Source organism: Tepidiforma bonchosmolovskayae (genome assembly GCF_008838325.1).
Lineage (GTDB): Bacteria > Chloroflexota > Dehalococcoidia > Tepidiformales > Tepidiformaceae > Tepidiforma > Tepidiforma bonchosmolovskayae.
In genome coordinates, this window is record NZ_CP042829.1 from 1062557 (window position 1) to 1088121 (window position 25565).

26 protein-coding genes and 1 riboswitch are annotated in these 25565 nt (G+C 71.8%); of the genes, 13 read left to right on the forward strand and 13 right to left on the reverse strand.

What is annotated here, in order from left to right; all coding sequences use genetic code 11:
- Positions 1-795, forward strand: coding sequence for an HAD family hydrolase (locus Tbon_RS05405; protein ID WP_158066672.1), 795 nt, complete (start codon positions 1-3; stop codon positions 793-795).
- A gap of 9 nt (positions 796-804) precedes the next feature.
- On the opposite strand, the gene Tbon_RS05410 is transcribed toward Tbon_RS05405, so the two are convergent.
- Together Tbon_RS05410 and Tbon_RS05415 are read right to left on the reverse strand one after the other, a co-directional pair.
- Positions 805-1779, reverse strand: coding sequence for a hypothetical protein (locus tag Tbon_RS05410; RefSeq protein ID WP_158066673.1), 975 nt, complete (start codon positions 1777-1779; stop codon positions 805-807).
- 82 nt (positions 1780-1861) lie between these two features.
- Complete coding sequence (locus Tbon_RS05415) at positions 1862-2224, reverse strand: CZB domain-containing protein (protein ID WP_158066674.1); 363 nt, start codon at positions 2222-2224, stop codon at positions 1862-1864.
- 135 nt (positions 2225-2359) lie between these two features.
- Here Tbon_RS05415 and Tbon_RS05420 point away from each other — a divergent pair, with 135 nt between their 5' ends.
- Positions 2360-2863, forward strand: a complete 504-nt coding sequence (locus Tbon_RS05420) for a YeeE/YedE family protein (protein WP_158066675.1) — start codon at positions 2360-2362, stop codon at positions 2861-2863.
- Between the two features lie 12 nt (positions 2864-2875).
- Positions 2876-3322 (forward strand): DUF6691 family protein, encoded by a 447-nt coding sequence (locus tag Tbon_RS05425; RefSeq protein WP_158066676.1) that lies wholly within the window; start codon positions 2876-2878, stop codon positions 3320-3322.
- Between the two features lie 118 nt (positions 3323-3440).
- Here Tbon_RS05425 and Tbon_RS05430 read toward each other — a convergent pair whose 3' ends face one another.
- The gene (locus Tbon_RS05430) at positions 3441-4382 is read right to left on the reverse strand and encodes an alpha/beta hydrolase (RefSeq protein ID WP_158066677.1); all 942 of its coding nucleotides are present in this window, start codon (positions 4380-4382) and stop codon (positions 3441-3443) included.
- A 98-nt stretch (positions 4383-4480) separates the two neighbouring features.
- Between Tbon_RS05430 and Tbon_RS05435 the strand changes: the two genes are divergently transcribed.
- From Tbon_RS05435 to Tbon_RS05450, 4 genes are all read left to right on the forward strand, one after another.
- Positions 4481-5434, forward strand: a complete 954-nt coding sequence (locus tag Tbon_RS05435; protein ID WP_192498178.1) for an LLM class F420-dependent oxidoreductase — start codon at positions 4481-4483, stop codon at positions 5432-5434.
- A 181-nt stretch (positions 5435-5615) separates the two neighbouring features.
- The gene (locus tag Tbon_RS05440) at positions 5616-5999 is read left to right on the forward strand and encodes a hypothetical protein (protein WP_158066679.1); all 384 of its coding nucleotides are present in this window, start codon (positions 5616-5618) and stop codon (positions 5997-5999) included.
- Positions 6000-6179: 180 nt separating this feature from the next.
- Positions 6180-7928 carry an ABC transporter ATP-binding protein gene (locus tag Tbon_RS14375; protein ID WP_158066680.1) on the forward strand — a complete coding sequence of 583 codons (1749 nt, stop codon included), beginning with the start codon at positions 6180-6182 and terminating at the stop codon, positions 7926-7928.
- Complete coding sequence (locus Tbon_RS05450) at positions 7925-9697, forward strand: ABC transporter ATP-binding protein (RefSeq protein WP_158066681.1); 1773 nt, start codon at positions 7925-7927, stop codon at positions 9695-9697. Before Tbon_RS14375 ends, Tbon_RS05450 begins: the two co-directional genes overlap by 4 nt.
- Positions 9698-9719: 22 nt before the next feature.
- Here Tbon_RS05450 and Tbon_RS05455 read toward each other — a convergent pair whose 3' ends face one another.
- The 3 genes from Tbon_RS05455 to Tbon_RS05465 are packed head-to-tail and all read right to left on the reverse strand — an operon-like array spanning position 9720 to position 12979.
- Complete coding sequence (locus Tbon_RS05455) at positions 9720-11429, reverse strand: cytochrome c biogenesis protein ResB (RefSeq protein WP_158066682.1); 1710 nt, start codon at positions 11427-11429, stop codon at positions 9720-9722.
- The gene (locus Tbon_RS05460) at positions 11426-12070 is read right to left on the reverse strand and encodes a TlpA family protein disulfide reductase (protein WP_158066683.1); all 645 of its coding nucleotides are present in this window, start codon (positions 12068-12070) and stop codon (positions 11426-11428) included. Before Tbon_RS05460 ends, Tbon_RS05455 begins: the two co-directional genes overlap by 4 nt.
- Before the next feature lie 54 nt (positions 12071-12124).
- Positions 12125-12979: a hypothetical protein gene (locus Tbon_RS05465; RefSeq protein WP_158066684.1), complete on the reverse strand. Its 855-nt coding sequence runs from the start codon at positions 12977-12979 to the stop codon at positions 12125-12127.
- A 145-nt stretch (positions 12980-13124) separates the two neighbouring features.
- On the opposite strand from Tbon_RS05465, the gene Tbon_RS05470 reads away from it, so the two are divergent.
- Positions 13125-15434, forward strand: coding sequence for a DEAD/DEAH box helicase (locus tag Tbon_RS05470; protein WP_158066685.1), 2310 nt, complete (start codon positions 13125-13127; stop codon positions 15432-15434).
- A 12-nt stretch (positions 15435-15446) separates the two neighbouring features.
- Here Tbon_RS05470 and Tbon_RS05475 read toward each other — a convergent pair whose 3' ends face one another.
- The 3 genes from Tbon_RS05475 to purH form a co-directional block, all read right to left on the reverse strand.
- A complete protein-coding gene (locus Tbon_RS05475; RefSeq protein WP_225734716.1) occupies positions 15447-15965 on the reverse strand; it encodes a group I truncated hemoglobin in 519 nt (172 codons plus the stop codon).
- An 80-nt stretch (positions 15966-16045) separates the two neighbouring features.
- The gene (locus Tbon_RS05480) at positions 16046-16585 is read right to left on the reverse strand and encodes a TlpA family protein disulfide reductase (protein WP_158066686.1); all 540 of its coding nucleotides are present in this window, start codon (positions 16583-16585) and stop codon (positions 16046-16048) included.
- Positions 16586-16602: 17 nt separating this feature from the next.
- Positions 16603-18177, reverse strand: a complete 1575-nt coding sequence (purH, locus tag Tbon_RS05485) for a bifunctional phosphoribosylaminoimidazolecarboxamide formyltransferase/IMP cyclohydrolase (protein ID WP_158066687.1) — start codon at positions 18175-18177, stop codon at positions 16603-16605.
- A 45-nt stretch (positions 18178-18222) separates the two neighbouring features.
- Positions 18223-18303: riboswitch (ZMP/ZTP riboswitch) on the reverse strand.
- 57 nt (positions 18304-18360) lie between these two features.
- On the opposite strand from purH, the gene Tbon_RS05490 reads away from it, so the two are divergent.
- On the forward strand, positions 18361-18846 hold the full coding sequence (locus Tbon_RS05490) for an NUDIX domain-containing protein (RefSeq protein ID WP_158066688.1): 486 nt from the start codon (positions 18361-18363) through the stop codon (positions 18844-18846).
- Between the two features lie 3 nt (positions 18847-18849).
- On the opposite strand, the gene Tbon_RS05495 is transcribed toward Tbon_RS05490, so the two are convergent.
- Both Tbon_RS05495 and Tbon_RS05500 read right to left on the reverse strand, forming a co-directional pair.
- On the reverse strand, positions 18850-19806 hold the full coding sequence (locus Tbon_RS05495) for an Acg family FMN-binding oxidoreductase (protein ID WP_158066689.1): 957 nt from the start codon (positions 19804-19806) through the stop codon (positions 18850-18852).
- A 30-nt stretch (positions 19807-19836) separates the two neighbouring features.
- Entirely contained in the window at positions 19837-20712 is an 876-nt protein-coding gene (locus Tbon_RS05500) for a zinc metalloprotease (protein WP_158066690.1), read from the reverse strand.
- A gap of 130 nt (positions 20713-20842) precedes the next feature.
- Here Tbon_RS05500 and Tbon_RS05505 point away from each other — a divergent pair, with 130 nt between their 5' ends.
- Positions 20843-21028, forward strand: a complete 186-nt coding sequence (locus tag Tbon_RS05505; protein ID WP_158066691.1) for a hypothetical protein — start codon at positions 20843-20845, stop codon at positions 21026-21028.
- A gap of 26 nt (positions 21029-21054) precedes the next feature.
- On the forward strand, positions 21055-21681 hold the full coding sequence (locus tag Tbon_RS05510; RefSeq protein ID WP_158066692.1) for a TetR/AcrR family transcriptional regulator: 627 nt from the start codon (positions 21055-21057) through the stop codon (positions 21679-21681).
- Between the two features lie 28 nt (positions 21682-21709).
- On the opposite strand, the gene Tbon_RS05515 is transcribed toward Tbon_RS05510, so the two are convergent.
- Both Tbon_RS05515 and Tbon_RS05520 read right to left on the reverse strand, forming a co-directional pair.
- Positions 21710-22885, reverse strand: a complete 1176-nt coding sequence (locus tag Tbon_RS05515; RefSeq protein ID WP_158066693.1) for a thiolase family protein — start codon at positions 22883-22885, stop codon at positions 21710-21712.
- A 49-nt stretch (positions 22886-22934) separates the two neighbouring features.
- Positions 22935-23378 (reverse strand): Fur family transcriptional regulator, encoded by a 444-nt coding sequence (locus Tbon_RS05520; RefSeq protein WP_158066694.1) that lies wholly within the window; start codon positions 23376-23378, stop codon positions 22935-22937.
- A 501-nt stretch (positions 23379-23879) separates the two neighbouring features.
- Between Tbon_RS05520 and Tbon_RS05525 the strand changes: the two genes are divergently transcribed.
- A complete protein-coding gene (locus Tbon_RS05525) occupies positions 23880-24863 on the forward strand; it encodes a beta-ketoacyl synthase N-terminal-like domain-containing protein (protein WP_158066695.1) in 984 nt (327 codons plus the stop codon).
- Positions 24864-24929: 66 nt separating this feature from the next.
- Complete coding sequence (locus Tbon_RS05530) at positions 24930-25553, forward strand: MBL fold metallo-hydrolase (RefSeq protein ID WP_192498179.1); 624 nt, start codon at positions 24930-24932, stop codon at positions 25551-25553.
- The last annotated feature ends 12 nt before the right edge of the window (positions 25554-25565 follow it).

Below are 25565 nucleotides of genomic sequence, written 5' to 3' on the forward strand. Positions count from 1 at the left end.
ATGCGGTATCGGCTGCTGGCTATCGACCTCGACGGCACGCTGCTGAACGGGGCGGGCGGGCTGACGCCGCGGACGGCGGAGGCGCTGCTCCGGGCGGCGGCGGCGGGACTGGTGGTGGCGCCGGCGACGGCACGCTGGTACCAAGCGGCGGTCCGGCCGTTTGCGGCGGCGGGGCTGGAGGTGGCCGCGATCGCCTCGGCGGGGGCCGATGTGCGCGCGCCGGGCGGGCGGACGGTCGCGCAGGCGCCGCTGCCGGAGGAGTTCGCGCGGTTCATCGCGGAGCTGTGCGACCGGGCGGGATGGCCGGCGACGGTGGCGCTGCCGGATTTCGCCTACCGGCGGGCGAACGAGCTGCCGCCATGGGCGGCGAACGCGCCGGAGTGGCTGCGGCCGGTGACCTCGCTGCGGGAGGCCGACCTGCGCGGGGCCCTGGCGGTGCTGGCTGAGCCGGGGGCCGAGGACCCGCACCTCGCAGAGCTGCGGGCGTGGCGCGACCGGGTGGAGCTGTTCGATGCGCTGGCGTTCACGGGCGACGGGATGGTGAGCGTGACGGCGAAGGGCGTCGATAAGGGGGCCGGGCTGCGGGCGCTCTGCGCGGCGCTGGGGATCGACCCGGCGGAGGCCGTCGCCATCGGCGATTCGGAGGTGGATGTGCCGATGTTCGAAGCGGCGGGGCTGGCGGTTGCGGTCGCGACGGGCACGCCGGCTGCGCTGTCAGCCGCGCGGGAGGTGATCGCCGGGCCTGAGGAGGAAGGGGTCGCGCAGTTTATCGAGGAGCTGCTGCGGCGCGGGTGAGGCGGGGCGCTACCGGACGCGCAGGGTGCGCGGCGCGCTCCATGCGGTGGGTTCGGCGCCGATGCGGGTGCGGACGCGCCAGGTGTAGTCGCCGGGGCCGGGCGGGGTGAAGCGCTGGGCCTGGGCCGAGGAGACGCGCCGGTGGACCACCTCGCCGGTGGGACCGACGACTTCGAGTTCGTAGCCGGTGACGCCGGGGCAGGCGGACCAGCTGAGGAGGATCTCGTCCCCGGCGACGGACGGGGCGCCGTCGGCGGGCTGCCAGGGGGCGGCCTGGCAGCGGTAGGTGAACTCGGTCGGCAGGGTGCAGGTGAGGTCGGCGTGCGGCATGGCACCGGCCGCGGGGACGAACCAGGAGGCGAAGCCGGCGCTCGCGGCGGCGATGCGGCGGGCTGCGCCGGCCCGGTCGACCACCCAGAGCGCCTTGTGCGCGCCTTCGGCGAGGAGGACGGCGGCGCCATCGGGCGACCAGGTGACCATGGCGAGGGGGCCGCGCCCGGCGCCGGGGGCGAGGAGGACGCGCCGTTCGGACCCGTCGGCGGAGGTCCAGGCGGCCGACCCGTCGACGATATCGATGCGCTCGCCGAGGACGGAATAGAACTGGGGTGCGCCGACCTGGTAGATGCGGGGCGATTCGGCGACGGGGTCGAGGGCGAACTCAGCGCCGGTGGAGATGCGCAGGCCGCGCCAGCCGAGGCGGGCAAGCTCGGGGGTGACGTAGGCGATGGTGTCGGCGTCGAGCCAGGTGAGGGCGGTGACACGGCCCCGGGTCGCGGGGCAATGGGTCCCGCGGGCGTCGTCGCGGAGGCGGACCCAGGCGATGCAGCCATCGGCGTCGAGATAGGCGATGGCGCCGGAGTCGCCAGCGTCGCCCCCGAAATCAGCGCCGGGCGGGCGCGCGGGGGCAGGGCCGTTCGCGCAGGCGAGGAGGAGGGGCAATATGAGCCCGGGGAGCAGCAACAGGAACGCCCGCCGCGTCAGCATCGCTTCGAGCGTGGCACGGCGGGCGGGGGCTGCCAGCGGCCGACCGGCCGGGCGTCGGGGGACCGGCCGGCGGCAGCAGGGGTCAGGCGGCCTGGAGCTTCTTCAGGGCGTTGACGAGTGCGGTCGAGACCTTGCTGTAGGGGGAGCCCATCGCCATCGCCGCCTCGGCTTCGGCGCGCTTCCCGAGGAGAGCGAGGGAGAGGACTTTCGCGGCCTCCTGGTGGAACTCGGCGTGGAGCCTGCGGACCTCTTCGACGCCGGGGTGGCCGGGCATCTGGACCTTCGCCTCGCTGTAAATCCACTTGCCGAGGTCGCAGGCGTTATCGGTCTTGACGACTTCCGGGCGGAAGTCGCTCTTGCCGGTGGCGCAGGCGTCGCGCAGGCGCTGCTTCCACTGGCCGTGGGCGGCGATGGCCTTGGTGATGACATCGGTGCTGACGGGCATTCGGTTCCTCCTTTGCGGTTGCCTGGCGGGTGGTTCCTCCGATTATTTCGGGCGAAACGATGCGGAACTTGAGGCCCGGTTTGGAAGCGCGACGGGGGCTATGCTGAAGTCTCACTGACGCATGGAGGACGTGGAATGCCGCTGATACTGCATGACCTGGAGCCGCTGCACTGGGCGGTTGCCGGGGCGGGGATTGCGCTGGTGACGCTGGCGCTGCTGTCGGTGACGAGCCACCGGCTGGGGGTGTCGACGGGGTTCGAGAATGTGTGCGCGCTGGTGGTGAAGGCGCCGTACTTCGGGCGGGACGCCATCCGGGGGTCGAACGGGTGGCGGCTGCCGCTGCTGGGCGGGCTGGTGCTCGGCGGATTCCTTTCCGCCGTGCTGGGCGGTGGCTGGGAGCCGACGTGGGCGCTCGGGATGTTTGATACCGAAATCGGCTGGGGCCCGGCCGGGAAGCTCGCCTGGATGTTCGTCGGCGGGCTGCTGATCGGCTTCGGGACGCGGCTGGCCGGCGGGTGCACGAGCGGGCACGGGATTTTCGGGCTTTCGAACCTGGAGCTGCCGAGCCTGGTGTCGACGGTGAGCTTCATGGCGGCCGGGGCCGTCACGACGAACCTCATCTACCGCGTGCTGGTGTAACGGGGGACGGAGATGGCAGTGTTCTACCTGGTCCTGGGGACGGTGTTCGGCTTCATCCTGAGCCGCTCGGGGGCGGCGGATTACAACTACATCCAGGGGATGTTCCTGTTCGAGGAGTTCCAGCTCTACGGGATCATCGGCACGGCGGTGGCGCTGACGGCGCCGGGCATCTGGCTGCTGAAGCGGTACGGGAAGACGCTGACGGGGCGGCCGCTGGTCATCGAGCGGAAGGCGGGGCACCGGGGGAACGTGTACGGAGGCATCCTGTTCGGCGTGGGGTGGTCGATCACGGGGATGTGCCCGGGGCCGGTGCTGGTGAACGTCGGCGAGGGGAAGCTGTATGCGCTGGCGGCACTGGCGGGGGTGCTGGTGGGCGCGGCCATTTTCGGGTGCTCGTACCGGGTGCTGGCACGGCCGTTCCGCCTGCCGCCGCTGGCAGTGGGGACGGGCGAGGGCTGAGGGGACGAGAAACTGTTCAGCCCGGTGATCGGATGAAAGGTTGTTGCCACCCTGGCGGGTAAGGTGAAAGGTTCGGGCCGCAACCTTTCAGGGTGTGACGCGGCGGGCAGCCAGCGGATCAGGCGGCGAACTGGCGGGCGAGCCATTCCTCCATGTCGCGGCGGGCGAGCCGGGCGAGGCGGGTGCCGGGGGTGAGGCCGTCGAAGCCGTGCGGGGCGCCGGCGTAGAGGCGGAGGTCGGCCGGGACCCCGGCGTGGGTAAGCCGCATGGCGTAATCGACGTCTTCGTCGAGGAAGCCGTCGAGGCTGCCGACCATGAGGTACGCCGGGGGAAGGCCGCGGAGGTCGGCGGCGCGGGCGGCGGCCGCGTACGGCGGGACATCGCCGCCGAAGAGCGGACCGAGGTAGGCGCGCCAGCCGGCTTCGTTCGAGCGGGGCGTCCAGACGGGGACCTCCCAGCGGCTGGAGGGGGTGGTCATGCGGTCATCGAGCATGGGGTAGATGAGGAGCTGGAAGGCGATGGGGAATTCGGCGCGGTCGCGGACGAGGAGGGCGAGAGCGGAGGCGAGCCCGCCGCCGGCGGAGGCGCCGCCGATGCCGAGCCGGGCGCGGTCGATGCCGAGGTCGGCGGCGTGTTCATACACCCAGCGGAGGCCGGCGTAGCAGTCTTCGAGCGGCCCGGGGTACGGCGTTTCGGGGGCGAGGCGGTATTCGACGGAGATGCCGACGCAGGAGAGGGCCGGGCACCAGCGGTCGAAGCGGAGGTCGTCCATGGCGCGGGAGCCGAGGACGTAGCCGCCGCCGTGCATGTGGTAGAGCGCCGGGAGCAGGCCGGCGGCGCCCTTCGGGCGGTGGACGCGGATGACCACGTCGGGGGCGCCGGGCGGGCCGGGCACGGTGAGATCACGCCGTTCGACGGCGTCGGAGAGCTGGACCTGGGCGAGCATGGCTTCGCGCTGGGCGCGGAGCGCCGGGAGCTGTTCCGGCGTGAAGCCATCGAACGACGGCATGCCGGCGAGGGCTTCGGCGATTTCGGGGTCGAGGAGGGCGCTGGCATCCATGGGCGGGCTCCGGGGCTGGCTGGCCGGGATGGTAGCGCGCCGACAGCGAACCGCAAGGGCAGGGTAGGATGGTCGGCACCGCCACGGGGAGGTTTGCGATGCAGATTGGACTGATGGTCGAAGGCCAGAACGGGCTGACGTGGGAGCGGTGGCTGCACATTCTGCGGCTGGCCGAACGGCTTGGGTTCCCGACACTGTTCCGGTCGGACCACTACTTCATCGGGCCGCAGCAGGATTCGCTGGAGGCGTACCTTTCGTTCGCGGTGGCTGCGCGGGAGACCTCGCGCATCCGGTTCGGGCCGCTGGTTTCGCCAGTGACGTTCCGGACGCCGGTGGATGTGGCGCGGATGGCGGCGCAGATCGACCTGCTGAGCGGCGGCCGGTTTGTGATGGGGCTGGGCGCGGGGTGGAACGAGGCGGAGCACCGGGCGTACGGCATCCCGTTCCCGCCGATCGGGGAGCGGTTCGCGCGGCTGGAGGAGGCGATCCGGCTGATGAAGACGCTCTGGAGCGAGGGGCCGGCGGATTTCGACGGGCGGTTCTACCGGCTGGAGGGCGCGAACCTGCTGCCGAAGCCTTCGCCGGGCCGGCCGCCCATCCTCATCGGCGGGAGCGGCGAGAAGAAGACGCTCCGCCTGGTGGCGATGTATGCGGACGAATGGAACGCGGTGAATCTCTCGCCGGAGGCGTACGCGCAGAAGGCGGCGGTGCTGGAGCGCCACTGCGAGGCAGTCGGACGGGACCCCGCGACGATCCGGCGGTCGATGATGACCTTCGCGGTCATCGGGCCGGATGAGCGCACACTGGACCGCGCGACGGAGCGGATGATGCGGATGTGGGGCGCACCGGCCGGAACGACGCCGGCGCAGTACCGGGAGGGACTGCGGGCGCGGGGGATGATCGTCGGCGGCAGGGAGGCGATTCTCGAGGCGCTCGGGCGGTACGCGGAGCACGGGCTGCAGGAGGTGCAGTTCCAGCACTTCCTGTTCGACGACGATACGGTGCCGGAGTTCCTCGCTGCGGAGGTTGCGCCGGCCGCGGCAGGGCTGTAACCGGAGCGTCACGGACCGTCACCGGGCGGATGCGGAGGGGCCGTTTTTCGGGGCGTTGGCAGGCGGTTTACGGGCCGTTTGCAATTCGGCGGGCCTGTTCCGGGGGTTCCACTGGCGTGTTACCGAACCGGTTTTGGGGGGCCTGTTGGGGCCGCGGCGGGGTGCCGTCTTTGCGAATACGATGCGCCACCTGCAGCCGGTCCTGCGGTCCGATGAGCTGCCCGCCGAGGGCGAGCGGGTGACGCTCGTTGCGGGCGAGCGGCGCCGGGTGCTGTACGTCGAAGGCGACGCCTCGCTCGAGGTGATCCTGGCGGCGCTGGAGGCCTGGGGGCTGCGAGTGCGGGCGGAGCGGGAGCGGCAGCAGGCGGCCCCGGGCGGCGCGGGCGCGCCGGCCCCGGGGACGGACCAGGCGGAGGGGGTGCCGGCGTGGGTGACGCGGCGGCCGGCGCTGCCGAAGGTGAGCCGGCTGGAGAACGTACTGTCGCCGCTGTGGTTCCCGGCGCGGCGACCGGTGAGCGGGACGGAGCCGGTGACGGCGTTCAGCTGGTTCGGGCGGGCGGCGTAGCGGGGAGCAGGGAGCGGGGAGCAGGGAACGGGGAGCGGGGAGCAGGGAGCGGGGAGCGGGATTGGTGAATGGCGGTTAACTATTGAGCGGAGCGGGCGTTTGGATAAGTATCGACAATGAAGGCGGCGGCGCCTGGCGGGCCGCTGCGTGGTCGCTCCGGCGCTCACCCCGGGAGGCAGCGTGACCGAGGAAGCTTTAGATCTGCGCGCGGGCAGGGACCTCATCCTGCGGCACCTGCGCGCGCGCTGGCCGATGCTGGCCGTGGCCTTCGGCGCGGGCCTGAGCTGGGGCCTGCTGCGGCTGGTAGAGCCATACCTCGTTGGGCTGGCGATCGACCATGCCATCGTGGAGCGGGACCTCGGCAGGCTGACGCGGTATGTGCTCGCGTTCATCGGCGTGGCGGCGGTGCTGGCGGCCTGCGCGGGCACCCGGCGGTACTGGGCGATGCGGACCAGCTACCGGATCGAGACCGACCTCCGGCTCGAGCTGTACGACCGGGTGAACCGGCTCTCGTTCGACTACCACGACCGGACGGCGACCGGGCAGCTGATGTCGCGGGGGAGCGCGGACCTGCGGGAGATCCAGGCGTTCCTGGTCAACATCCCGATCAACTCGGCCTACCTGCTGATGGCGGTCGGGGCGTTCGTCCTGCTGGTGATGACGAGCTTCACGCTGGCGGTGCTGGCGATGGCGGTCTTCCCGGTGGTGACGTGGCTGAGCGTCCGGTTCTTCAACCGGCTGGAACCGGGGACGGAGCGCGTGCAGCAGGACCTCGCGGACGTGGCGAGCGTGACGGAGGAGACGATCGCCGGGGCGCGGCTGGTCCGGGCGTTCGGGCGCGAGGAGCACGAAATCGGGCGGATGGCCGAGGCCGCGGGGCGGGTCCGGAAGGACGCAATGGGGGTGGTCCGGCTGCGGACGGTGTACGGGCCGCTGTTCTTCCTGCTGCCGGGTCTGGGGCAGCTGGTGGTGCTGGCGTACGGCGGCTGGCTGGTGACCGACGGGAAGATGACGCTGGGCGCGCTGGTGGCGGCGCTCCAGTACCTGGGGATGCTGGCGTGGCCGGTGCAGAGCCTCGGCGAAATGATCGCGTCGGGGCAGCGGGCGATCGTCTCGGCGGCGCGGGTCTGGAACGTGCTGAAAGAGGAGCCGACGGTGAAGGAGCGGCCGCACGCGCGGCCGCTGCCGCCCGGCAACGGCCGGATCGTGTTCGACCGGGTGACCTTCGGGTACCGGGCCGGGCTGCCGGTGCTGCGGGAGTTCTCGCTCGAGGTGCCGGCCGGGCGGTCGGTGGCGCTGGTCGGTGCGACGGGAAGCGGGAAATCGACGGTGGCGCGGCTGTTGCCGCGGTTCTACGACGTGGACGACGGGCAGATCCTGCTCGACGGGGCGGACATCCGGACGCTGCGGCTGCGGGAGCTGCGCCGGAGCATCGGCATCGTCTTCGAAGACACGTTCCTGTTCAGCGATACGGTGCGGAACAACATCGCCTACGGGCGGCTGGATGCGACGGATGAGCAGATCGTGCGGGCGGCGAAGCTGGCGCACGCGCACGAGTTCATCGAACAGCTGGAGCACGGCTACGACACCGTGGTCGGCGAGCAGGGGTTCTCGCTTTCAGGCGGCCAGCGGCAGCGGATTGCGATCGCGCGGGCGATCCTGATGGAGCCGCGAGTGCTGATCCTCGACGACGCGACCTCGAGCGTGGACGCGCGGATGGAGGAGGAGATCCGGACGGCGCTGCGGGAGGTAATGGCCGGGCGGACGACGCTCATCATCTCCCACCGGCTTTCGACGATTGCGCTGGCGGACCAGGTGGTGCTGGTGGACAGCGGGCGGGTGGCCGCGACGGGCACGCACGAGGAACTGCTGCGGAGCTGCCCGCGGTACCGGGAGGTGCTGGGGCAGGTGGAGGCGATGGCATCGTGAGCGAGGAGACGCGGGCGGCACCGAAGGTGAACGGCCTGGCGGGCGCGCTGCGGATGCTGGCGCCGCGGTGGCCGATGCTGCTCCTCGCGACCGCCACGATCGTGACCTTCACGGCGGCCAGCCTGGCGCGGCCGCTGGCGATCCAGCACGCGCTCGACGAGGGGGTGGCAAAGGGCGACCGGGCAGCGCTGCTGCAGGCCTGCCTCGCCTTCGGCGGGCTGCTGCTGCTCGTCTACGTCTTCCAGGGACTGAGCACCTGGATTGTGAACCGGGTGGGGCAGGATTTCCTCTACGACCTGCGGATGCGGCTGTTCGAGCACTACCAGCGGATGTCGCTGGCGTTCTTCGGGCGGGAGAACGCGGGACGGCTGGTCGCGCGGATGACGAGCGACGTGACGACGGTGAACGACGTCCTGAACAACGGGTTCCTGGTGGTGGTGCAGTCGCTGCTGACGCTGGCCGGGGCGACGGTCATCCTGCTGACGTTGAGCGTGCGCCTGTCGCTGGCGGTGGCGCTCATCCTGCCGCCGCTGATCGTGGCGACGGCGATCTTCCGGGTGTATTCGAACAGGGCGTACAACCGGGTGCGGGAGCGGATTGCGGATGTGATGGTGCACATGCAGGAGACGTTCTCGGGGCTTCGGGTGGTGCAGGCGTTCGCCCGGGAGCAGAAGAACCGCGAGCGGTTCGGGGAGATCAACGAGCGGAACTTCGAGGCGAACGTCTACACCGTGAAGCTCTCGTCCCTGTACTTCCCATTCGTGGAATGGCTGCGGGGCGCAGCGATCGGCCTGATCCTGTACTTCGGCGGGCGGCAGGTGGCGGGCGACGCCGTGACGGTGGGCACGGTGGCGGCGTTTGTGTTCTACCTCGAATTCATCTTCCAGCCGATCCAAAACCTTTCGCAGGTGTTCGACATGGTGCAGAGCGCGAACGCCGCGCTCGGGAAGATCTTCGGGGTGCTGGCGGTGGAGCCGGATGTGCCGGAACCGGAGCGGCCGGCGAGGGTGCAGCCGCCGCTCGAGGGGCGGATTGAGCTGGAGAGCGTGACCTTCGGGTATGACCCGGAGCGGCCGGTGCTGCGGGAGATCGACCTGGTCATCGAACCGGGGCAGCACGTGGTGCTGGTGGGACCGACGGGCGCGGGGAAGTCGACGCTGGCCAAGCTGATCACGCGGATGTACGACCCGACGGCGGGGACGGTGCGAATCGGCGGGCACGACCTGCGGACGCTGCGGCTGGCCGACCTGCGCCGGACGGTGACGATGGTGCCGCAGGAGGGGTTCCTGTTCACGGGGACGATCCGGGAGAACATCCTGTTCGGGAAGCCGGGCGCCAGCGATGCGGAGGTGCGGGCCGCCTGCGAGCGGCTGGGGATCGACGGGTTCATCCGCTCGCTGCCGAACGGGTACGAGACGATGGTGAGCTTCCGGGGGTCACGGCTGAGCGCGGGGGAGAAGCAGCTGGTCTCGATTGCGCGGGCGTTCCTCGCGGACCCGCCGGTGCTCGTGCTCGACGAGGCGACATCGAGCCTCGACCCGCATACCGAGGAGCAGGTGGAGCAGGCGCTGCGGACGCTGCTGGAGGGGCGGACGAGCGTGGTCATCGCGCACCGGCTGAGCACGGCCGAGCACGCCGACCGGGTGCTGGTGGTGGACGGAGGCAGGATTGTGGAGGACGGGCGGCACGACGAGCTGGTGCGGCGGGGCGGCTACTACGCGGCGCTCTACCGGCAGTGGGTGGCCGGGCGGGCGGCGAAGACGGCCTGACGCGGCGAGGCGGGCGGCCGGGCTAGCGGTCGGGGTCGGTGTCGCCGGGCTGGAGGGCATCGCGGGCGCCGAGGTCGCGGCCCAGCAGGCGGAGTTCGCGGGAGAAGCGGGTGGTCTTCTCGGCGATGCCGGCCATGTACGTGCGGGCGGGGGTGACCTTCACCCAGAGGCGGCGCCGGGGGACGTAAAAGGTGATGCCGAGGCCGACCATGGCCATGGCGACGGCGACCCAGATGAAGGTATCGCCGGGGTCGCGGCGGACGCTGACGCCGGAGGCTTCGACGCGGCCCTGGAAGAGGTAGGTGTAGCCGGCGGCAGTGGTGACGGCCTGGCCCTGCTGGAGGATCACGTTCCGGTCGTCGATGCCGGAGACCATGAGGTACGGCTTCCCGTCGCCGCCGAGGGGCATCTGGACGACGGCGCCGGCGTCGGTGGTGGCGCCGGGCATGTCGAGGACGGTGGTTGCGGGGATCGTCGCGGCGCCTTCGAACCGGATGCGGAAGTCGCCGGCCAGGGCCTCTTCGCCGGGGCGGAGGACGACCGGGTCGAAGTCGGGGCTGGTCACGGTGAGGACCATGCGGCCGTCGACGAACTGCCAGGCGACGGCGTAGCTGATTAGCTGCCCGGCGCCGGGCTCGGACGGGAAGACGAGGAGCGAGAGGGCGGTATCGTCGCGGCGGTCGTTCGGGTCGGCGCCTTCGTCGGTCGCCATCTGGGGGAGCTGCTGGGCGAAGAGCACCTGGCCGGCGGCGTTCGTGACGGTGAGGACCGGGATGGCGGCGGTGCGCCCTTCGAAATCGAGGATGTCGTCGTAGAGGACCTGGCCGCTGGGAGCCGTGATCCGGATGCGGGCGATATCGTCGAACCAGGCGGCCTGGTGGACTTTGTAGCCGAAGGCGCTGCACGGGTGGTTGACGGTGGTTTTGCAGCGGACCGTTTCGTCGCCGCGGCGGACCTCGATGATCGAGTGGTAGTCGATGATGTTGCCGTCGGCGTCGAGGCCGCGGTTGGCGTCAATCATTTTGATGAAGAGCTGGTTCGGGCCGGCCTCGGCGAAGACAGGCGCGGCGGGGGTGGATTCGGCGATGACCATGGTGCGGTCGAAGCCGGCGAAGACGGTGAGCAGACCGCCGAGGAGGAGCACGAGGAGGGCGAGGTGGGAGAGGAAGGTGCCATACTGGCTCCAGGGGTAGCGGTCGGCGAAGAGGTAGACGGCGCCCGGCTCTTCGCGAACGCGCTGGACGGTGTAGCGGCGCTGGCGGAGGAGCCGTTCGACGGCGTCGGCGCCGCCGGGGTGGGAGAAGGCGGCACGGTGATGGGCCCGTTCGAAGTAGGCGTCGGGGACGCGCTTCGGCGGATTGCGGACGGCGCGGATGGTGGGACGGAGGCGGGAGACGGTGCAGACCGTGACCGCGACGATGATGAGGAACCAGAGGCCGTTGAACCAGGCGGTGTGGAAGACTTCGAAGAAGCCGAGGCGTTCGAAGAGGCCGGTGAGCGGGCCGTAGTCGGCGCGGCGGAGTTCGAGCCAGGCGGAGCGGGCGGCAGGGTTGGCGCGCATCGGCCCGGGCATCTGGGGAAGGATGGTGCCGATGAGGCCGGCAATTCCGGCGAGGCCGACGAGAAGGAGGGCGAACTTGACGTTGGTGAGGAGCTGCCAGGCCCAGCGCAGGGGGTCGAGACCGGACGGCTGGAGGGTGGACGCGGAGGTGGTGCGGGGTGCGGCGCTCACGGGAGGGCAGCCTCCAGCTCGCGCAGCTGGTCGAAGGTGATGCGACCGATGTAGACGCGCTGGATGACGCCGTCGGGGCCGATGAGGTAGGTGCGGGGAAGGCCGCCGACGCCGGTGGCATAGGCCTGGGAGACGGCGCCGGAGGTATCGAGGAGGATGGGGTAGGTGACCCCGAACTGGGCGGTGAACTGCCGGGCGGTGACGGCGTCTTCCTGCTGGTTGACGCCGACCACGACGATGTTGCGGTCGAGGTTGCGGGAGTAGAAGTCCTGGAGGTCAGGGGTTTCGGCGCGGCAGGGGCCGCACCAGGAGGCCCAGAAGTTGAGGAGGACGTACCGGCCGCGGAACTCGTCGAGGGCGCGGGGCTGGCCATCGAGGGCGGCGAGGCGGAAGTTGGGGGCGGCGCGGCCTTCGCGGGCGGCGGGGGGCTGGCCGGTGGGGTTGCGGTCCTCGGGGAGGGCGATGACGCCGAGGCCGCCCGCGGTGTGGGCGGTGCCTGCGGAGGGGTCGTCGCGGAATTCGAACCACCAGAGCCCGAGGCCAACGACCGCGATGACGAGCGCGGCGAGGCCGAGGGTGGAGGCGGGGCCGGAGTATTCGCGGCGCCGCTGGGGCCGTTCATCGGGGAGGGGTTCGGACATGGCGGTGCAGGTTGAGGGTAGCACCGCGGAGGGTTGTGGGGGGTAAGGGGCGGGCTAGCGGTCGGCATCAGTCCAAATAAGGAGGTTCATGGACTCCATGCCTGCGGGTGCACTGAAGAACAGCATTTCGAACGTCCCCTGCTGACCGGGCGCGAGGGTGCTCGGGGTCGCGAAGTCGAAGTCGACGCGCACCACGAGTCCGGCCGAGTTGACGTAGGCGCCGTAGACCTCGACGAACTTGTACGTGACGGGGGAGTTGTTGCGGACCGTGCCGACGACGTGGAGGACCCCGATGCTGTCCCGGTAGACGTTGGTGACGGTGGCGTTGAGGCCGGTGATGGGCGGCCGGGAAGCGATGTCGTAATCGGAGATGAGGGCCTCGACGCTGACGATGCCGGGCGGCGGGTTCAGAAGCAGCACGGAGAACGGGGAGCTTCCGCCGGCCGGGATGATTGTGACGTCAGCGAAGCTCCAGTCGGTGGCCAGGAGCTGGCCAGAGGCGCCGTAGAAGCGGGCCGAGACTTCGACGAACTCGACCGGCGTTGACAGCCCATTGATGACCAGGCCAACGACCCAGATGTTCCCCAACGAGTCGACATACCAGCTGACGCCCTGGAGGCGCACCCCTGAAGGCTGGGGCGTCGGAGTGGGCGTAGGCGGCCGCGGAGTGGGCGTGGCGGCCGGTGCGGTTGGGGTCGGCGTGGACGGGCGGGGCGTCGGCGTCGCGGTCGGCGGGAGCGGCGTCGGGGTGGGAGGCGGCGGGGCGGCGCCTTCGTCGCGGGCCACCATGGGGACGACTGCGCGGGGCGCGAAGGTCTGGCTTTCGGCCCCGGGGCTATCGAGGGCGGACGCCGCGACAAGCGCGGCGAAGGCCAGGAGGGCGACGAGAAGGAGCGCGGGTCGCGGCACGGTCCGCTCCTGCAGGCAAAGATGACGCGGCATATTAGCATATGGATGCGACAGCTCCTGACGCCTTTTGCTTCCACGACACAATTGCTTGCGCGGGCGGCGGCCTGCGGGCAGAATGCGAACATCTGTGCGAGGAGGGCACGCGATGGCGAAGCCGCCGCCCAGCTACCCCGTCCCGGCCGTCCGGCCGGTCCCGCCTGCGGTCGTCGCGGAGCGGCTGGTGGGCGACCTCGTGCAGAAGGGGTCCGAGACGTGGGTCCGCCGGCTGGCGGAGGAGCCGGCCCGGTTCGCAGACTGGCCGGAAGGGCTCGATCCGCGGCTGACCGCGGCCCTGGCGGGGCGGGGCATCGCCCGGCCGTACGCCCACCAGGCGCGGGCCATCGCGGCAGCGCTCGATGGGCGGAACACGGTGGTGGTGACCCCCACCGCGAGCGGGAAAACCCTCTGCTACAACGTGCCGGTGCTCGACCGGGTGCTGAAGGACCGCTCGGCGCGGGCGCTCTACCTGTTCCCGACGAAGGCGCTGGCGCAGGACCAGCTGGACGAGCTGCATGGGCTGATCGGCGCGGTCGGGGCAGCGATCGGGACGTTCACGTACGACGGCGACACGCCGGCAGATGCGCGGCGGGCGGTGCGGCAGGCCGGCCATATCGTGCTGACGAACCCGGACATGCTGCACACGGCGATCCTGCCGCACCACACGAAGTGGGTGCAGCTGTTCGAAAGCCTCGAATTCGTGGTGATCGACGAGCTGCACACCTACCGCGGGGTCTTCGGGAGCCACGTGGCGAACGTCATCCGGCGGCTGCGGCGCATCTGCCAGTTCTACGGGAGCGACCCGACGTTCATCCTCTGCTCGGCGACGATTGCGAACCCGGGCGAGCTGGCGGAGCGGCTGATCGGCGACGCGGTGGAGGTTATCGACGAGAACGGAGCGCCGCGGGGCGAGCGCATCGTGGTGGTGCACAACCCGCCGGTGGTGAACCGGGAGCTGGGCATCCGGCAGTCGTCGCTCAAGGCAGCGCGGGATATCGCGGCGCAGCTCATCCGCTCGGGGGTGCAGACGATCGTGTTCGCGCCGAGCCGGGTGCGGGTCGAACTCCTGCTGACCTACCTCCGGGAGGCGCTGCGCGAGAAGCCGGGCGACCCCGAACGGGTCGCTGGTTACCGGGGCGGCTACCTGCCGAACGAGCGGCGCGCCATCGAGCGGGGGCTGCGGGAGGGGACCGTGCGCGGGGTGGTGGCAACGAATGCGCTCGAACTGGGCATCGATATCGGCGGGATGGGGGCAACCGTGGTGACCGGCTACCCGGGGTCGCTGGCGAGCCTGTGGCAGCAGTTCGGGCGGGCCGGGCGCGCGCGGGAGAGTTCGCTGGCGGTGCTGGTGGCCTCGTCGAACCCGCTGGACCAGTACGTGGCGCACCACCCGGAGTTCCTCTTCGAGCGCGGGGTGGAGGCGGCAGCGATCGATCCGGACAACCCGTACATCCTCGCGAGCCACCTGAAGTGCGCGGCCTTCGAGCTGCCGTTCGCGAACGGGGAGCAGTTCGGGGCGCACGGCGAGGTGATGCTCGACATCCTCGCTGAGGAGGGTGTGCTGCAGCAGGCGAACGGGCGGTACTACTGGATGTCGGAGGCGTACCCGGCGGAGGAGGTTTCGCTGCGGACGGCGAGCACGGACAACTTCGTCATCATCGAACAGGGGCCGAAGCCGCGGGTCATCGGCGAGTGCGACCGGCCGAGCGCGCCGCTGCTCATCCACGAGGATGCGATCTACATCCACCGGGGCCAGCAGTACCAGGTGGAGCACCTGGACTGGGACGACAAGAAGGCGTACGTGCGGGCGGTGGCGGTGGACTACTACACGGACGCGCAGCTGGCGGTGGAGCTGAAAGTGATTGCGCGGGAGCGAGAGGCAGCTGCCGCCGCGGGGGCCTGGGAGCTCGGCGAGGTGGCGGTGACGTTCCTTGCGACGATTTTCAAGAAGGTGAAGCTGCACACGCACGAGAACGTCGGCTGGGGGCAGATCGCCATCCCCGAGGAGAACATGCACACCGCGTCGGCGTGGCTGACCTTCGACGAGCGGGCGACGGCGGGCCTGGGGCGGGACGAGCTGGCGCTCGGGCTCGAAGGGGTCGCGCATGTGCTGCGGAACCTGGCGCCCGTGTTCTGCCTGTGCGATGCGCGGGACCTGGGGGCGGATGCGCAGGTGCGGTCGCCCTCGACGGGCAAGCCGACGGTGTACCTGTACGACATGGTCCCGGGCGGCATTGGGCTGGCGGAGCGGGTGTTCGAGGCGCGGGACCGGATCGTCGCCGCGTGCCTGGAGGCGGTGCGGGGGTGCGGGTGCGAGAACGGCTGCCCCTCGTGCGTGGGACCGCAGGCGGAACGGAACAGCCCGGCGAAACGCTCGGCAGCGGTGCTGCTGGAGCGCCTCGCCGGGCACAGCGGGTAGGCGCCGCCGGGGTCAGGCGGTGACGATGTCCTTCTCCATCGGGCCGAGAAGGCCGAGGAGCTCGTTCTTCTCCCGCTCCGGGACTTTGAACTGGTCGAGGGCCTTCACGAGGTCTTCGACGAGGGCGTCGAAGTGGGCCTTCGTAATCATCATGCCGGCGTGGGCGGTCTTCATGTCGCGGCCGGTGTACTTTTCGGGGCCGCCGGTGGCCTGGCCGATCTGGTTGACGAGGTGCATCTTGAGGGTGGGGATGTCGGTGTTGGCGAAGAATTTGTTGATGCGGGTATCGGCGGCGACGTTGGCGACGAAGGCATCGACGACGGCGGTGATGGCCGGTTTTCCGCCGAGGCGGTCGTAGAGCTTGGCCTGGCCGGGCGCAGTGGGGACCGGCGTGGGCATGGATTTCTTGTCGTCGTCGCTGCAGCCGACGACGAGGAAGGCGCCGCCGAAGACGGCGACGGCCCCCGCGCTGCGGAGGAAGGCGCGGCGGTTCTGGGCACCGCGAGCGATGATGGAACGGGATTCGGACATCAGGATCGACTCCTTGCTGCGAAAGCTGACCGGTACTACGCAGGGGAGGCGCGGGGTGATGAACCGGGCTGCGCGGGCCTTTACCGGGCGTTTCCGCCGGGCGGCGGGACGAAGGGGCCGTGCGCGGCTTCGAGCCGTTCGTACGCACCCGGGAGGAAGTGGCGCGGGCCGCAGCCCGGCCGCCAGGCGGGGAAGGCGCCCCAGTCAATCGGCGGCGGCGCGGCACCGGTGACGGCCTGGAGGCGCCCGAAGAGGCCCTCCCAGTCGGCCCGGGCGAAGCCGACGAAGCGGAGCTGCTCCTCGCCGGCGGGGCCGGCGAGGATAACCGTGGGCACGGCGTCGATGCCGTAGCGCCAGGCGGTTTCGAGGGCGGCGTCATCGAGCACAGGGCAGGCGAAGCCCGCGGCTTCGAGAGCGGCGCGGTCGGCAGGCGCGTCCTGGGCGACGACCCAGAGGTCGAGGTCGGCGCCATACGCGCCGCAGACGGCGGCGAGGACGGGGAGGGAGAGCTGGCAGGTTGGGCACTCGTGCCACCAGAAGATGAGCAGCGCGTGGCGGCCGGACGGGAAGGCGCGCGGCTGCCCGACCTGGTCGGGGAGGGTGAAGGGCGGGAGCAGCACGGAGACCTCCCTGCCGGCTAGTGGCGGAAGTGGCGGACGCCGGTGAAGACCATCGCGACGCCGTACTGGTTGCAGCAGTCGATGCCGTCCTGGTCGCGGAGGGCGCCGCCGGGGTGGGCGATGGCAGCGATGCCGGCCTGGCAGGCTTTCTCGATGCTGTCGTTCCAGGCGAAGGGGAAGAAGGCATCGCTGGCGAGGACCGCGCCGCGGACCTCCTCCCCAGCCTTCTCCATGGCGATTTCGACGCTCTTGACGCGGTTCGGCTGGCCGCTGCCCATGCCGAGGAGACGGCCGTCCTTTGCGACGACGATGGCGTTGCTCTTCACGTGCTTGACGACGCGCCAGGCGAAGCGGAGGTCTTCGAGCTGCTGCGGGGTCGGCTGCCGCTGGGTGACGACGCGGAATTCGACCTCGTCGGCGGGGAGGTCGTCGGGGTCCTGGACGAGCCAGCCGCCGCCGACCTGGCGGAGGGCGAGGCCGCCGCGGGCGCGGGGCTGCGCTTCGAGGATGCGGAGGTCCTTCGACTTGCCTTTGAGGGTGGCGAGGCCCTCCGGGGTGTACCCGGGGGCGATGACGATTTCGTAGAACATGCGGGTTTCGCCGTCGTTGGGGCTGCGGAACTCGCGGATTTCGCGGGCGAGGGCCTCATCGACGACGCGGTTGAAGGCGACGATGCCGCCGAAGGCGCTGGTGGCGTCGGCGCGGACGGCGAGACGGTAGGCCTCGAGGAGGTCGTCGCGGGTGGCGACGCCGCAGGGGTTCGTGTGCTTGACGATGACGCAGGTGGGGCCGGGGAACTCGTTGACGCAGTTCCAGGCGGCGTCGGCATCGAGGTAGTTGTTGTAGGACATCTCCTTGCCGTGGTGCTGGACGGCGGTGGCGATGCCGCCGCGACCGTGCCCGGCGAGGGAGCGGTCGAGGTAGAAGGCGGCGCGCTGGTGGGGGTTTTCGCCGTAGCGGAGGGCCTGGGCGCGCTCGAGGGGGACGGTGAGGCTCGGCGGGAAGTCGCCCGGGTGCTGCTGCTGCCAGAGCCATTCGGCGACGGCGCTGTCGTAGGCGGCGACGTGGGCGAAGGCCTTCCAGGCGAGTTCGCGGCGGAGGGCGGCATCGGCGGTGCCGGTGCGGAGCGCGTCGAGCACGCGGCCGTAGTCGGCGGGGTCGACGACCGGGAGGACGGCCTCGTGATTCTTGGCGGCGGCACGGAGGAGGGTCGGGCCGCCGATGTCGATGTTTTCGATGGCGTCGGCGAAAGCAACGCCTCCGGGGCGGGTGACGGTGGCGTAGAAGGGGTAGAGGTTGCAGGCGACGAGGTCGATGGGGCCGATGCCGTGGGCTTCGAGGGCGGCCATGTGGGCAGGGAGGTCGCGGCGGGCGAGGATGCCGGCGTGGATGGCGGGGTGAAGGGTCTTTACGCGGCCGTCGAGCATCTCGGGGAAGCCGGTGAGCTCTTCGACCTTCCGGACGGGGAGGCCGGCGGCCTGGAGTGCGGCGAAGGTGCCGCCGGTGGAGACGAGCTCCCAGCCGAGGTCGGCGAGGCCGCGGGCGAAGGCTTCGATGCCGGTTTTGTCGTAGACGCCGAGGAGTGCGCGCATGGGGATGCTCCCGGGAGAGGTGGTGTGGCGCCGGGTACAGCGGCCCGGGCCGGCCCAGGCGAGCGGCCATGCGCGAGGCCGGGCTCCCCCGCGGTGCTCCGCGTGACGCCAGTCGCCCGGCAGCTCTGAGTGTAGCAGCGGGCGGGGGTTCGCCGCAGGGAGCCGCGGGGGTAGGCTTGGGGCATGCTGCGCAGGGTGCTGGTCGCCGCGGAACGGGCCGCCCGGAAGGGGATGTGGGAGGGCGAGCGGCTGCGCTGGCGGCTGTTCCACCCGGTGACGGTGGGCGCGCGGGTGATTCTCATGCGGGAGGGGCAGGTGCTGCTGGTGCGGCACGGCTACCGGCCGGGGTGGTTCCTGCCCGGCGGCGGCGTCGACAAGGGGGAGACGCTGGAGGAGGCGGCCCGCCGGGAAGCGAAGGAGGAGGCGGGCGCGACGCTGGACGAGGTGCGGCTGCTGGGGGTGTACGCGGACTTCCCGGGCGGGAAGGATGACTACATCGCCGTGTTCGGGAGCGAGCGGTTCGCGTGGGAGCCGCCCCGCCCGGGCGGCGAGATCGTGGAGGTGCGGTGGTTCGAGGCGGCGGCGCTGCCGGCCGACATCGATCCCGGGTGTGCGCGGCGGGTGGCGGAGTGGTGCGCCGGCGGCGGGCCGTTCGCCGGGCGGTGGTGAAAGTCAGGCGGGGACGAATTCGGCGAACTCGGCGACGGGGCGGCGCCGGCGCGGGTCGGGCGGGTCGACGGGGCGGCCGAGGCGGAGGCAGACCTGGGGCATCCGGCCGGGGGTGAAGGCGGCCGCCAGGCGCTCGCGGAGGTCCGGGAGCTGAAGGGGGCCCTGGAGGTAGCCGGCGTGGATGTCCTGGAGGGCGGCGCGGAGGAGCACCCGCTCGAGGGCCTGGCCGACGCGGAGCCAGTCGAGCGGTTCGTCGCCGGGAGTGGCGAGGAGGACGACGGCGGGCGCGTGGAGGACGAAGACTTCGTCGCGGCCGGCGGAGGTGCCGCCGAAATCGAAATGGCCGAGGAGGAAGCGAAGGGCGCGGCCGCCGAGGCGGGAGGCGGGGAGGCCGTCGGCGGTGCGGCCGGGGTGGATCCAGCGGGCCTGTTCGCGGCGCCAGGCGGGGTCGTGGTGGAGGCGGCGGTCGGCGTCGGCGATCAGTTCGGCGAGGGCTTCGCGGGCGGCGCGGCCGTCGACGGGGAGCAGCCCGGCGCCTTCGGCGGCGGCCTCGGCGGCGAGGGCATCGAGCAGGCCGCCGGGGAGCGGGGTGTGCTCGAGGGCGCGGCGGGTGCTCCGGCGGCGTTCGATGGCGGGGGCCAGGGCGGCGAGGCCGGCATCGGGCGGGCCCTCGGTGAGGCGCACCCGGGCGAGGAGGCCGGGACTGGCAGGGTCGGGCAGCAGCTCGACAGCCTCGTCGCAGCCGGAGGCGGCCCCGGCGGCGCGGAGGTTGAGGAGCGCGCAGCCGCAGGCGATGGTGCGCTCGCGGCCGGCAGGGTCGGCGACGGGCAGGCCGCGGGCGGGGTCGGACCAGAGCTCGATGTGCGACGGGGTGACGCGGAAGCGCCACGGCTGGGTATTGAGCGGCGAGGGGGCGAGGGCGGCGAGCCGCAGCCAGGCATCGACCTGGACGAATGTCATGCCGGGGAGTGTAGCGCGGCGGCGGGCGGTTCAGTCGCGGGCGATGGCGGGGACGAGGGCGCGGCGCGGCAGGGGCGGCGGGGGCCGGCGGCCGTAGAGGGCGATGAGCGCGGCGAGGTCGTCGGGCTGGGGTTCGGTGAAGATGAGGGCGAGTTCGCCGGCGCACATGGCCGCGCCGGGGCAGCGGTCGCTGTGGCCGAGGCCGAGGGCGTGGCCGAACTCGTGGAGGGCGAGCGCCTGGAGGATGTCGCCCGTGTAGGGATAGCGGGGGTCGAGGACGATGTCGAATTCGATGAGTTCGAAGTAGGGGGTACCTTCGACGAGGGGGGCGGAGCGCATCCAGCAGGTGTAGCCGAGGTAGTTGCCGGGGATGGCGTCCCAGCCGAGGACGTTGAGGCCGTCGGCGGTGTAGGTGATGGCGGCCGGGTCGCCGCGGCAGCCGGGGCCATCGGCGGTTTCGCCGCGGTAGTCGAAGCGGACGGGGGTGCCGCCGGCGCCGCTCCAGGTTTCGGCGGCGCGGCGGATCCGTTCGAGGGCGTCGCCGGGCGGCAGCGATGGGGTTGCGCCAGCGGGGGCGTAGTACCAGGGCACGACGGGGTCGCGCCAGCGGACGCCATCGAGCACATAGGCGGCAGAGACGAACCGGGGCGGGATGGGGACGGCGCCCGGGTTGGCGGCGCGGATGGCAGAGGCGAGCGCGGCGGCATCGGCAGGGGCGCCGGCAGGGGCGACGGCGGCCACCTCGAGGATGAGGGGGCCGCCCGGCCCGGGGACGAGGAAGGCGAAGCGGGCTTGCGCCAGGACGGCGGGCGGCGCCGCAGCGCCGCCGTGCCGGGCGGCGCCGGGGAGGAGGACCGCGGCGGCGAAGAGAGCGGCGGCGAGGAGGGGGCGGCGCGCGGGGGCCATGGGGGAAGGAGTATGGCACAGCGGCGGCAGCGGGCGGGGCTCCGAAATTTCCACCGACCGGGCCAGGACGGGGGTTGACAGTCGAGGATAACTGAACGATTATTCATTCAGTGAACGGAGATTCACGCAGATGGAGGGCACGGAGATGCTGTACGAACTGATGGTGGCCCGGCAGCGCGAGATCGAGGCGATGGAGCGGGAGATCGCGCAGCGGCAGACGCTGGAGCGGCTGCTGCAGGTGGAGCGGCTGGAGCGTGCGCTGAAGCGCGTGCGCGCTAAACTGCAGGCGTTCCCGGACCTGGCAACGGCGAACTGACGCCAGGGCGCGGGAGCGGGGGCAGCATGGCGAAGGTATCGCAGGCACACCTCGACGCGCGGCGGCGGAGCATCCTCGACGCCGCCGCGAAGGTATTTGCAGAGAAGGGCGTCGCGGCGGCGACGATGGCGGAGATTGCGCACGAGGCGGGGATTTCGCCGGGCGCGATCTACCGGTACTTCCCGAGCAAGGAGGACCTTGCCCGGGGCTGCATGGAGGGTTCGGCCGAGGCCGTGAAGGCGGCCTGGCAGCACCCCGAGCAGGTGGAGACGGATTTCCGGACGCTCTCCCGGGCGACGTTTGCGGAGCTGGAGAGGTCCGGCGCCGATGCGGACACGCGGCTGCTGCTGGAGCGGGCGCTCGTGGCGGTGCGCGATGCCGATGCGGCGCTGGTCGAGGAGTTCGGGGCGGAGCTGCAGCGGATTGTCCGGGGCGTGGCGTTCCTCCTCCGGCGTGACTTCGGCGCGCGGCTGGAGGGGCTGGATGTGGAGGCGCTGGCGCAGGCGCTCTATTCCTTCTACTGGGGTGCGCGGTTTGTGCGGCTGATGGCCCCGGATGCGGTGGCGCCGACGCGGCAGCTGGAGGCGCTCCAGGCACTGATGGAAGCTGCGTTCAGCGTTGCGGACCGGGAATCTGCCGGCACGGAGCGGTGAGGGCCGGGCGCCCCGCCCCGGCGGCGCGTCAGACCCGTTCGAGAAGGATTGCGTCGCCCTGGCCCGTACCGGAGCAGATGGCGGCGGCGGCGTAGCGGGCGCCGGACTCCTGGAGCTGGTAGGCGGCGGTGAGCACGAGGCGGGCGCCGCTCGCGCCGATCGGGTGGCCCATGGCGACGGAGCCGCCCCAGCGGTTCACGCGGTCGGGGTCCCAGCCGAGCTCCTGCCCGCAGATGAGGGGGACACAGGCGAAGGCCTCGTTGACCTCGATGATGTCGAAGTCGTCGATGGCGAGGCGGGTCTTTTCGGCGAGGCGGCGGAGCGCGAGGGCAGAGGCGACAGGGTATTCGGCGGGGCGCGTGGCGGATTCGGCCCAGCCGGCGATGCGGGCGAGCGGGGTGAGCCCGTGGCGGCGCCCGGCCGCTTCGGAACCGATCAGCAGGACGGCGGCGCCGTCGTTCGTGCCGGGTGCGTTGCCGGCGGTGATGGCGCGCGTGCCGTAGACGGTCGGGATGCGGGCGAGGCGCTCGACGGTGGAGTTCGGGCGGGGGCTTTCGTCGCGGGCGAGGGCGATGTGGTTGGGGTCGCGGCGGTTGGGCACGGGGGTAATTTCGCGGTCGAAGTGGCCGGCCTCGAAGGCGGCGCCCCAGCGGCGCTGGCTGCGGACCGACCATGCATCCATCTCTTCGCGGGAGATTTCGCGGCGGGCCGCCATGTCGTCGGCCTGGTTGGCCATGTGGACGTCATCGAAGGCGCACCAGAGGCCGTCGTAGACCATGCCGTCGACGAGGGTGCGGTTGCCCATGCGGGCGCCCCAGCGGGTATCGACGTCGTAGTAGGGGACATTGGACATGGATTCCATGCCGCCGGCGAGCACGAGGTCGGCGTCGCCAAGCTGGATGAGGGAGGCGCCGAGGGTGACGGCGCGCATGCCGCTGCCGCAGACCTTGTTGACGAGGGTGCTGGGGGTGGTGACGGGCAGGCCGGCATGGATGAGGGCCTGCCGGGAGGGGAGCTGGCCGGCCCCGGCCTGGAGGACCTGGCCGAGGATGACGTTGTCGATGGCGGCCGGGTCGAGGCGGTTGCGCTGGACGAGGGTGCGGATGAGGAGAGCGGCGAGTTCGCTCGCCGGGTATTCTTTCAGGGCGCCGCCGAACTTGCCCCACGGGGTGCGGGTCGCATCGTAGATGAAGGCGGCAGGCATGGCGGCTCCAGCGTAGCCCGCGGCGGGGCGAAGGTACAGGCGCGGGAGGTCAGGCGGGCGCGGCGGCGCAAGCGCTGCAGAGGCCGTTGACGCTGAGGGAGACGGAGCGCGCCTGGAAGCCGCCGGTGCCGGCGGCGCGGGCGATCAGGGCTTCGAGGTCGGGGTCGCCGACGAGGACATCGGCGATGCTGCCGCAGGCGGTGCAGACGAGGTTGACGTGGGGGCGGGCGACGGGCCCGTAGCGGGACCCGTCGGGGGTTTCGAGCTTTTCAATGAGGCCGGCGTTGCCGAGGGCGGCGAGGTTGTTGTAGACGGTTGCGCGGCTGAGGGTAGGGAGTTCGCGGGAGAGTTCGCGGTAGAGGTCCTCGGCGGAGAGGTGGCGGTCGTGCGAATCGAGGACGGCCGCAAGGAGCGCCACCCGCTGGGTGGTGGCGGCGAGTCCGCGGCTGGCGAGGAGCTCGAGCAGTTCGCTGGCGGGGCGGGACGACTTCATCCAGCATCCAGTTTCGCGCCGGGGGAGAGTCGATTCAACTTTTGGGCAGGGCGCAGACTGGAGCAGCTCCGGATTGCGGCGCGGTCGCCGACTGGAACGGGTCTCCGGGGCGGCGGGCGCTGCGGCATGGCCGGAAGGGGCGGGCGGCGCCTATACTTTCCACTGGCCGGCGGCTCGACTCCCCCCGGGAGCGGCGCGAGCAGGCCAAGGAGGTACTCCGCCATGAAGAAGGTGCTCGGGATTTTCGCGCTGCTCGGGGCGCTGGTCGGTGCGGTCATGTTCTGGCGCCGCCGGCAGAGCGACGACGAATTCCTCGACGAGGAGCTCGACTAGCTGACCGACGGGGCCAGCCTCGAAGGGATACGCCCGGTCATCACCGGGTTCGGCGTCACCGCGGCCGCGGCGGCGGGCGGCGACGCGTGGGAGCGGCTGCTGCGGGCTGAGCCTGCGGCAGGGCAGTATGCGCCCGGGGGCGAGGGCGCGCCGCTGACGGGCATCGGGATGGCGGACGAGTTCCGGCCCCACCCGGGCATCCCGCGGAACGTGGTGCATTTCCTCGACCAGGGGTCGCTGCTGGCCCTGGATGCGGCGCTGCGCGCGCTCGACGCGGCCGGACTGGGGAGCGGCGCCGGCGACGCCCGGCGCTTCGCGGTCGCGGATGGGCTGCCGTACCGGGCGCCGGGCCAGGGCGCGATGTTCGTGCCCTACGGCCACCTGGTGGCGCGCACGCTAGGGATCCGGGGGCCGGTGGTCACGGTCGCGGGCGCGGAGGCGAGCGGGATGGCGGCGATCGTGCAGGCGGCGCGGATCATCGCGCGGGGCGACGCCGACGTGGTCATCGCCGGGGCGGCCCAGGCGCTCCAGCGGCCGCTGCTCGAGCATCTCCAGGCGCTGAGCGGGGAGCGCGCCCTGCCGTTCGACCGCGGCCACGCAGGGATGGTGGCCGCCGAGGGCGCCGCATACGTCATCATCGAGGCGGAGGCGCACGCCCGGCAGCGCGGGGCGGCGGTGCTGGCGCGGGTGGCTGCGGCAGCCGAGACGTTCGACCCGCTCGCGGAGCCGACGGCGGTAGCCGACGCAAACGAAGCGGGACGGCTCATGCAGGCGATTCTCGGGGCGGCCGGCTACCTGCAGAACCAGGTCGACCTGCTGGTCTCGTGCGCGGACGGGCGGCCGGCGCTGGACGTGGCGGACGGCTTCGGGGCGCTGCGGACCTTCGGGCGGCACGCCTACTACGCGGACGTGACGGCGACCGCCGGCTCGCTGGGACAGCTCCTGGCGGCGGGCGGGCCGGCCGCGGTGGCGATGGCGGCCGAGGCGATGCGGCGGGGGCAGGTCTGGCCGATTGCGGGGCTGGAGACGCCGGTCGAGGGGCTGGAGCTCGCGTTCGTGCGCGAGGTGAAGGCGGCGAAGCTCGACTGCGTGCTGGTCACCTCGCTCGGGACCGGCGGCGTCGGCGCGGGCGTGCTGCTGACGGCGCCGTGACCGGATATCGATCAGCAGGCTCAACCGAACGTTTCGGGTAATCGCGGAGCGGGATACCATGGGTTCGTGGCGCTCGAACTTACCTTCCTCGGCCGGACGTGCTTTCGCCTGAAGGGGCGGGACGGCACGGTGCTGATGGACCCGGTGCCTGCAGATTCGGGCTTTGCGTCGGGCAGGCAGGAGGCGGCGATTGTCACGCTGAGCTGCGCCGGCGACCCGCGCTACGGCGACCCCTCGGTGGTGACGGGCGAGCCGAAGGTGCTGGACGCGCCGGGCGAGTACGAGATTGGCGGCGTGCTGGTGACCGGCACGGCGATGCGCCGTTCGGACGGCAGCCGGACGGTGAGCTTCGTGGTCGAGATTGACGGCATCCGGGTTGGGCACCTCGGATTGCCGACCGGGACGAATCTCGCCGAGCTGAAGGACGTGGATATCCTGCTGCTGCCGGTGGGCGGCGACGGGTCGCTTTCGGCGGTGGCGGCGGCCGACGTAATGACGCGGGTCGAGCCGAAGATTGCCATCCCGATGCACTACAAAGTGGGGCCCGAGCGGCTGGAGCTGGAGCCGCTGGAGAAGTTCCTCAAGGAGACGGGCGCGAAGCCGGAGGCGGTGGCAAAGCTGCAGGTCACGCGCAGCCAGTTGCCTGCCGACCTGACGGTGGTGGTGCTGGAACCGCGACTGACGGGCTGACGGGACGGCCCG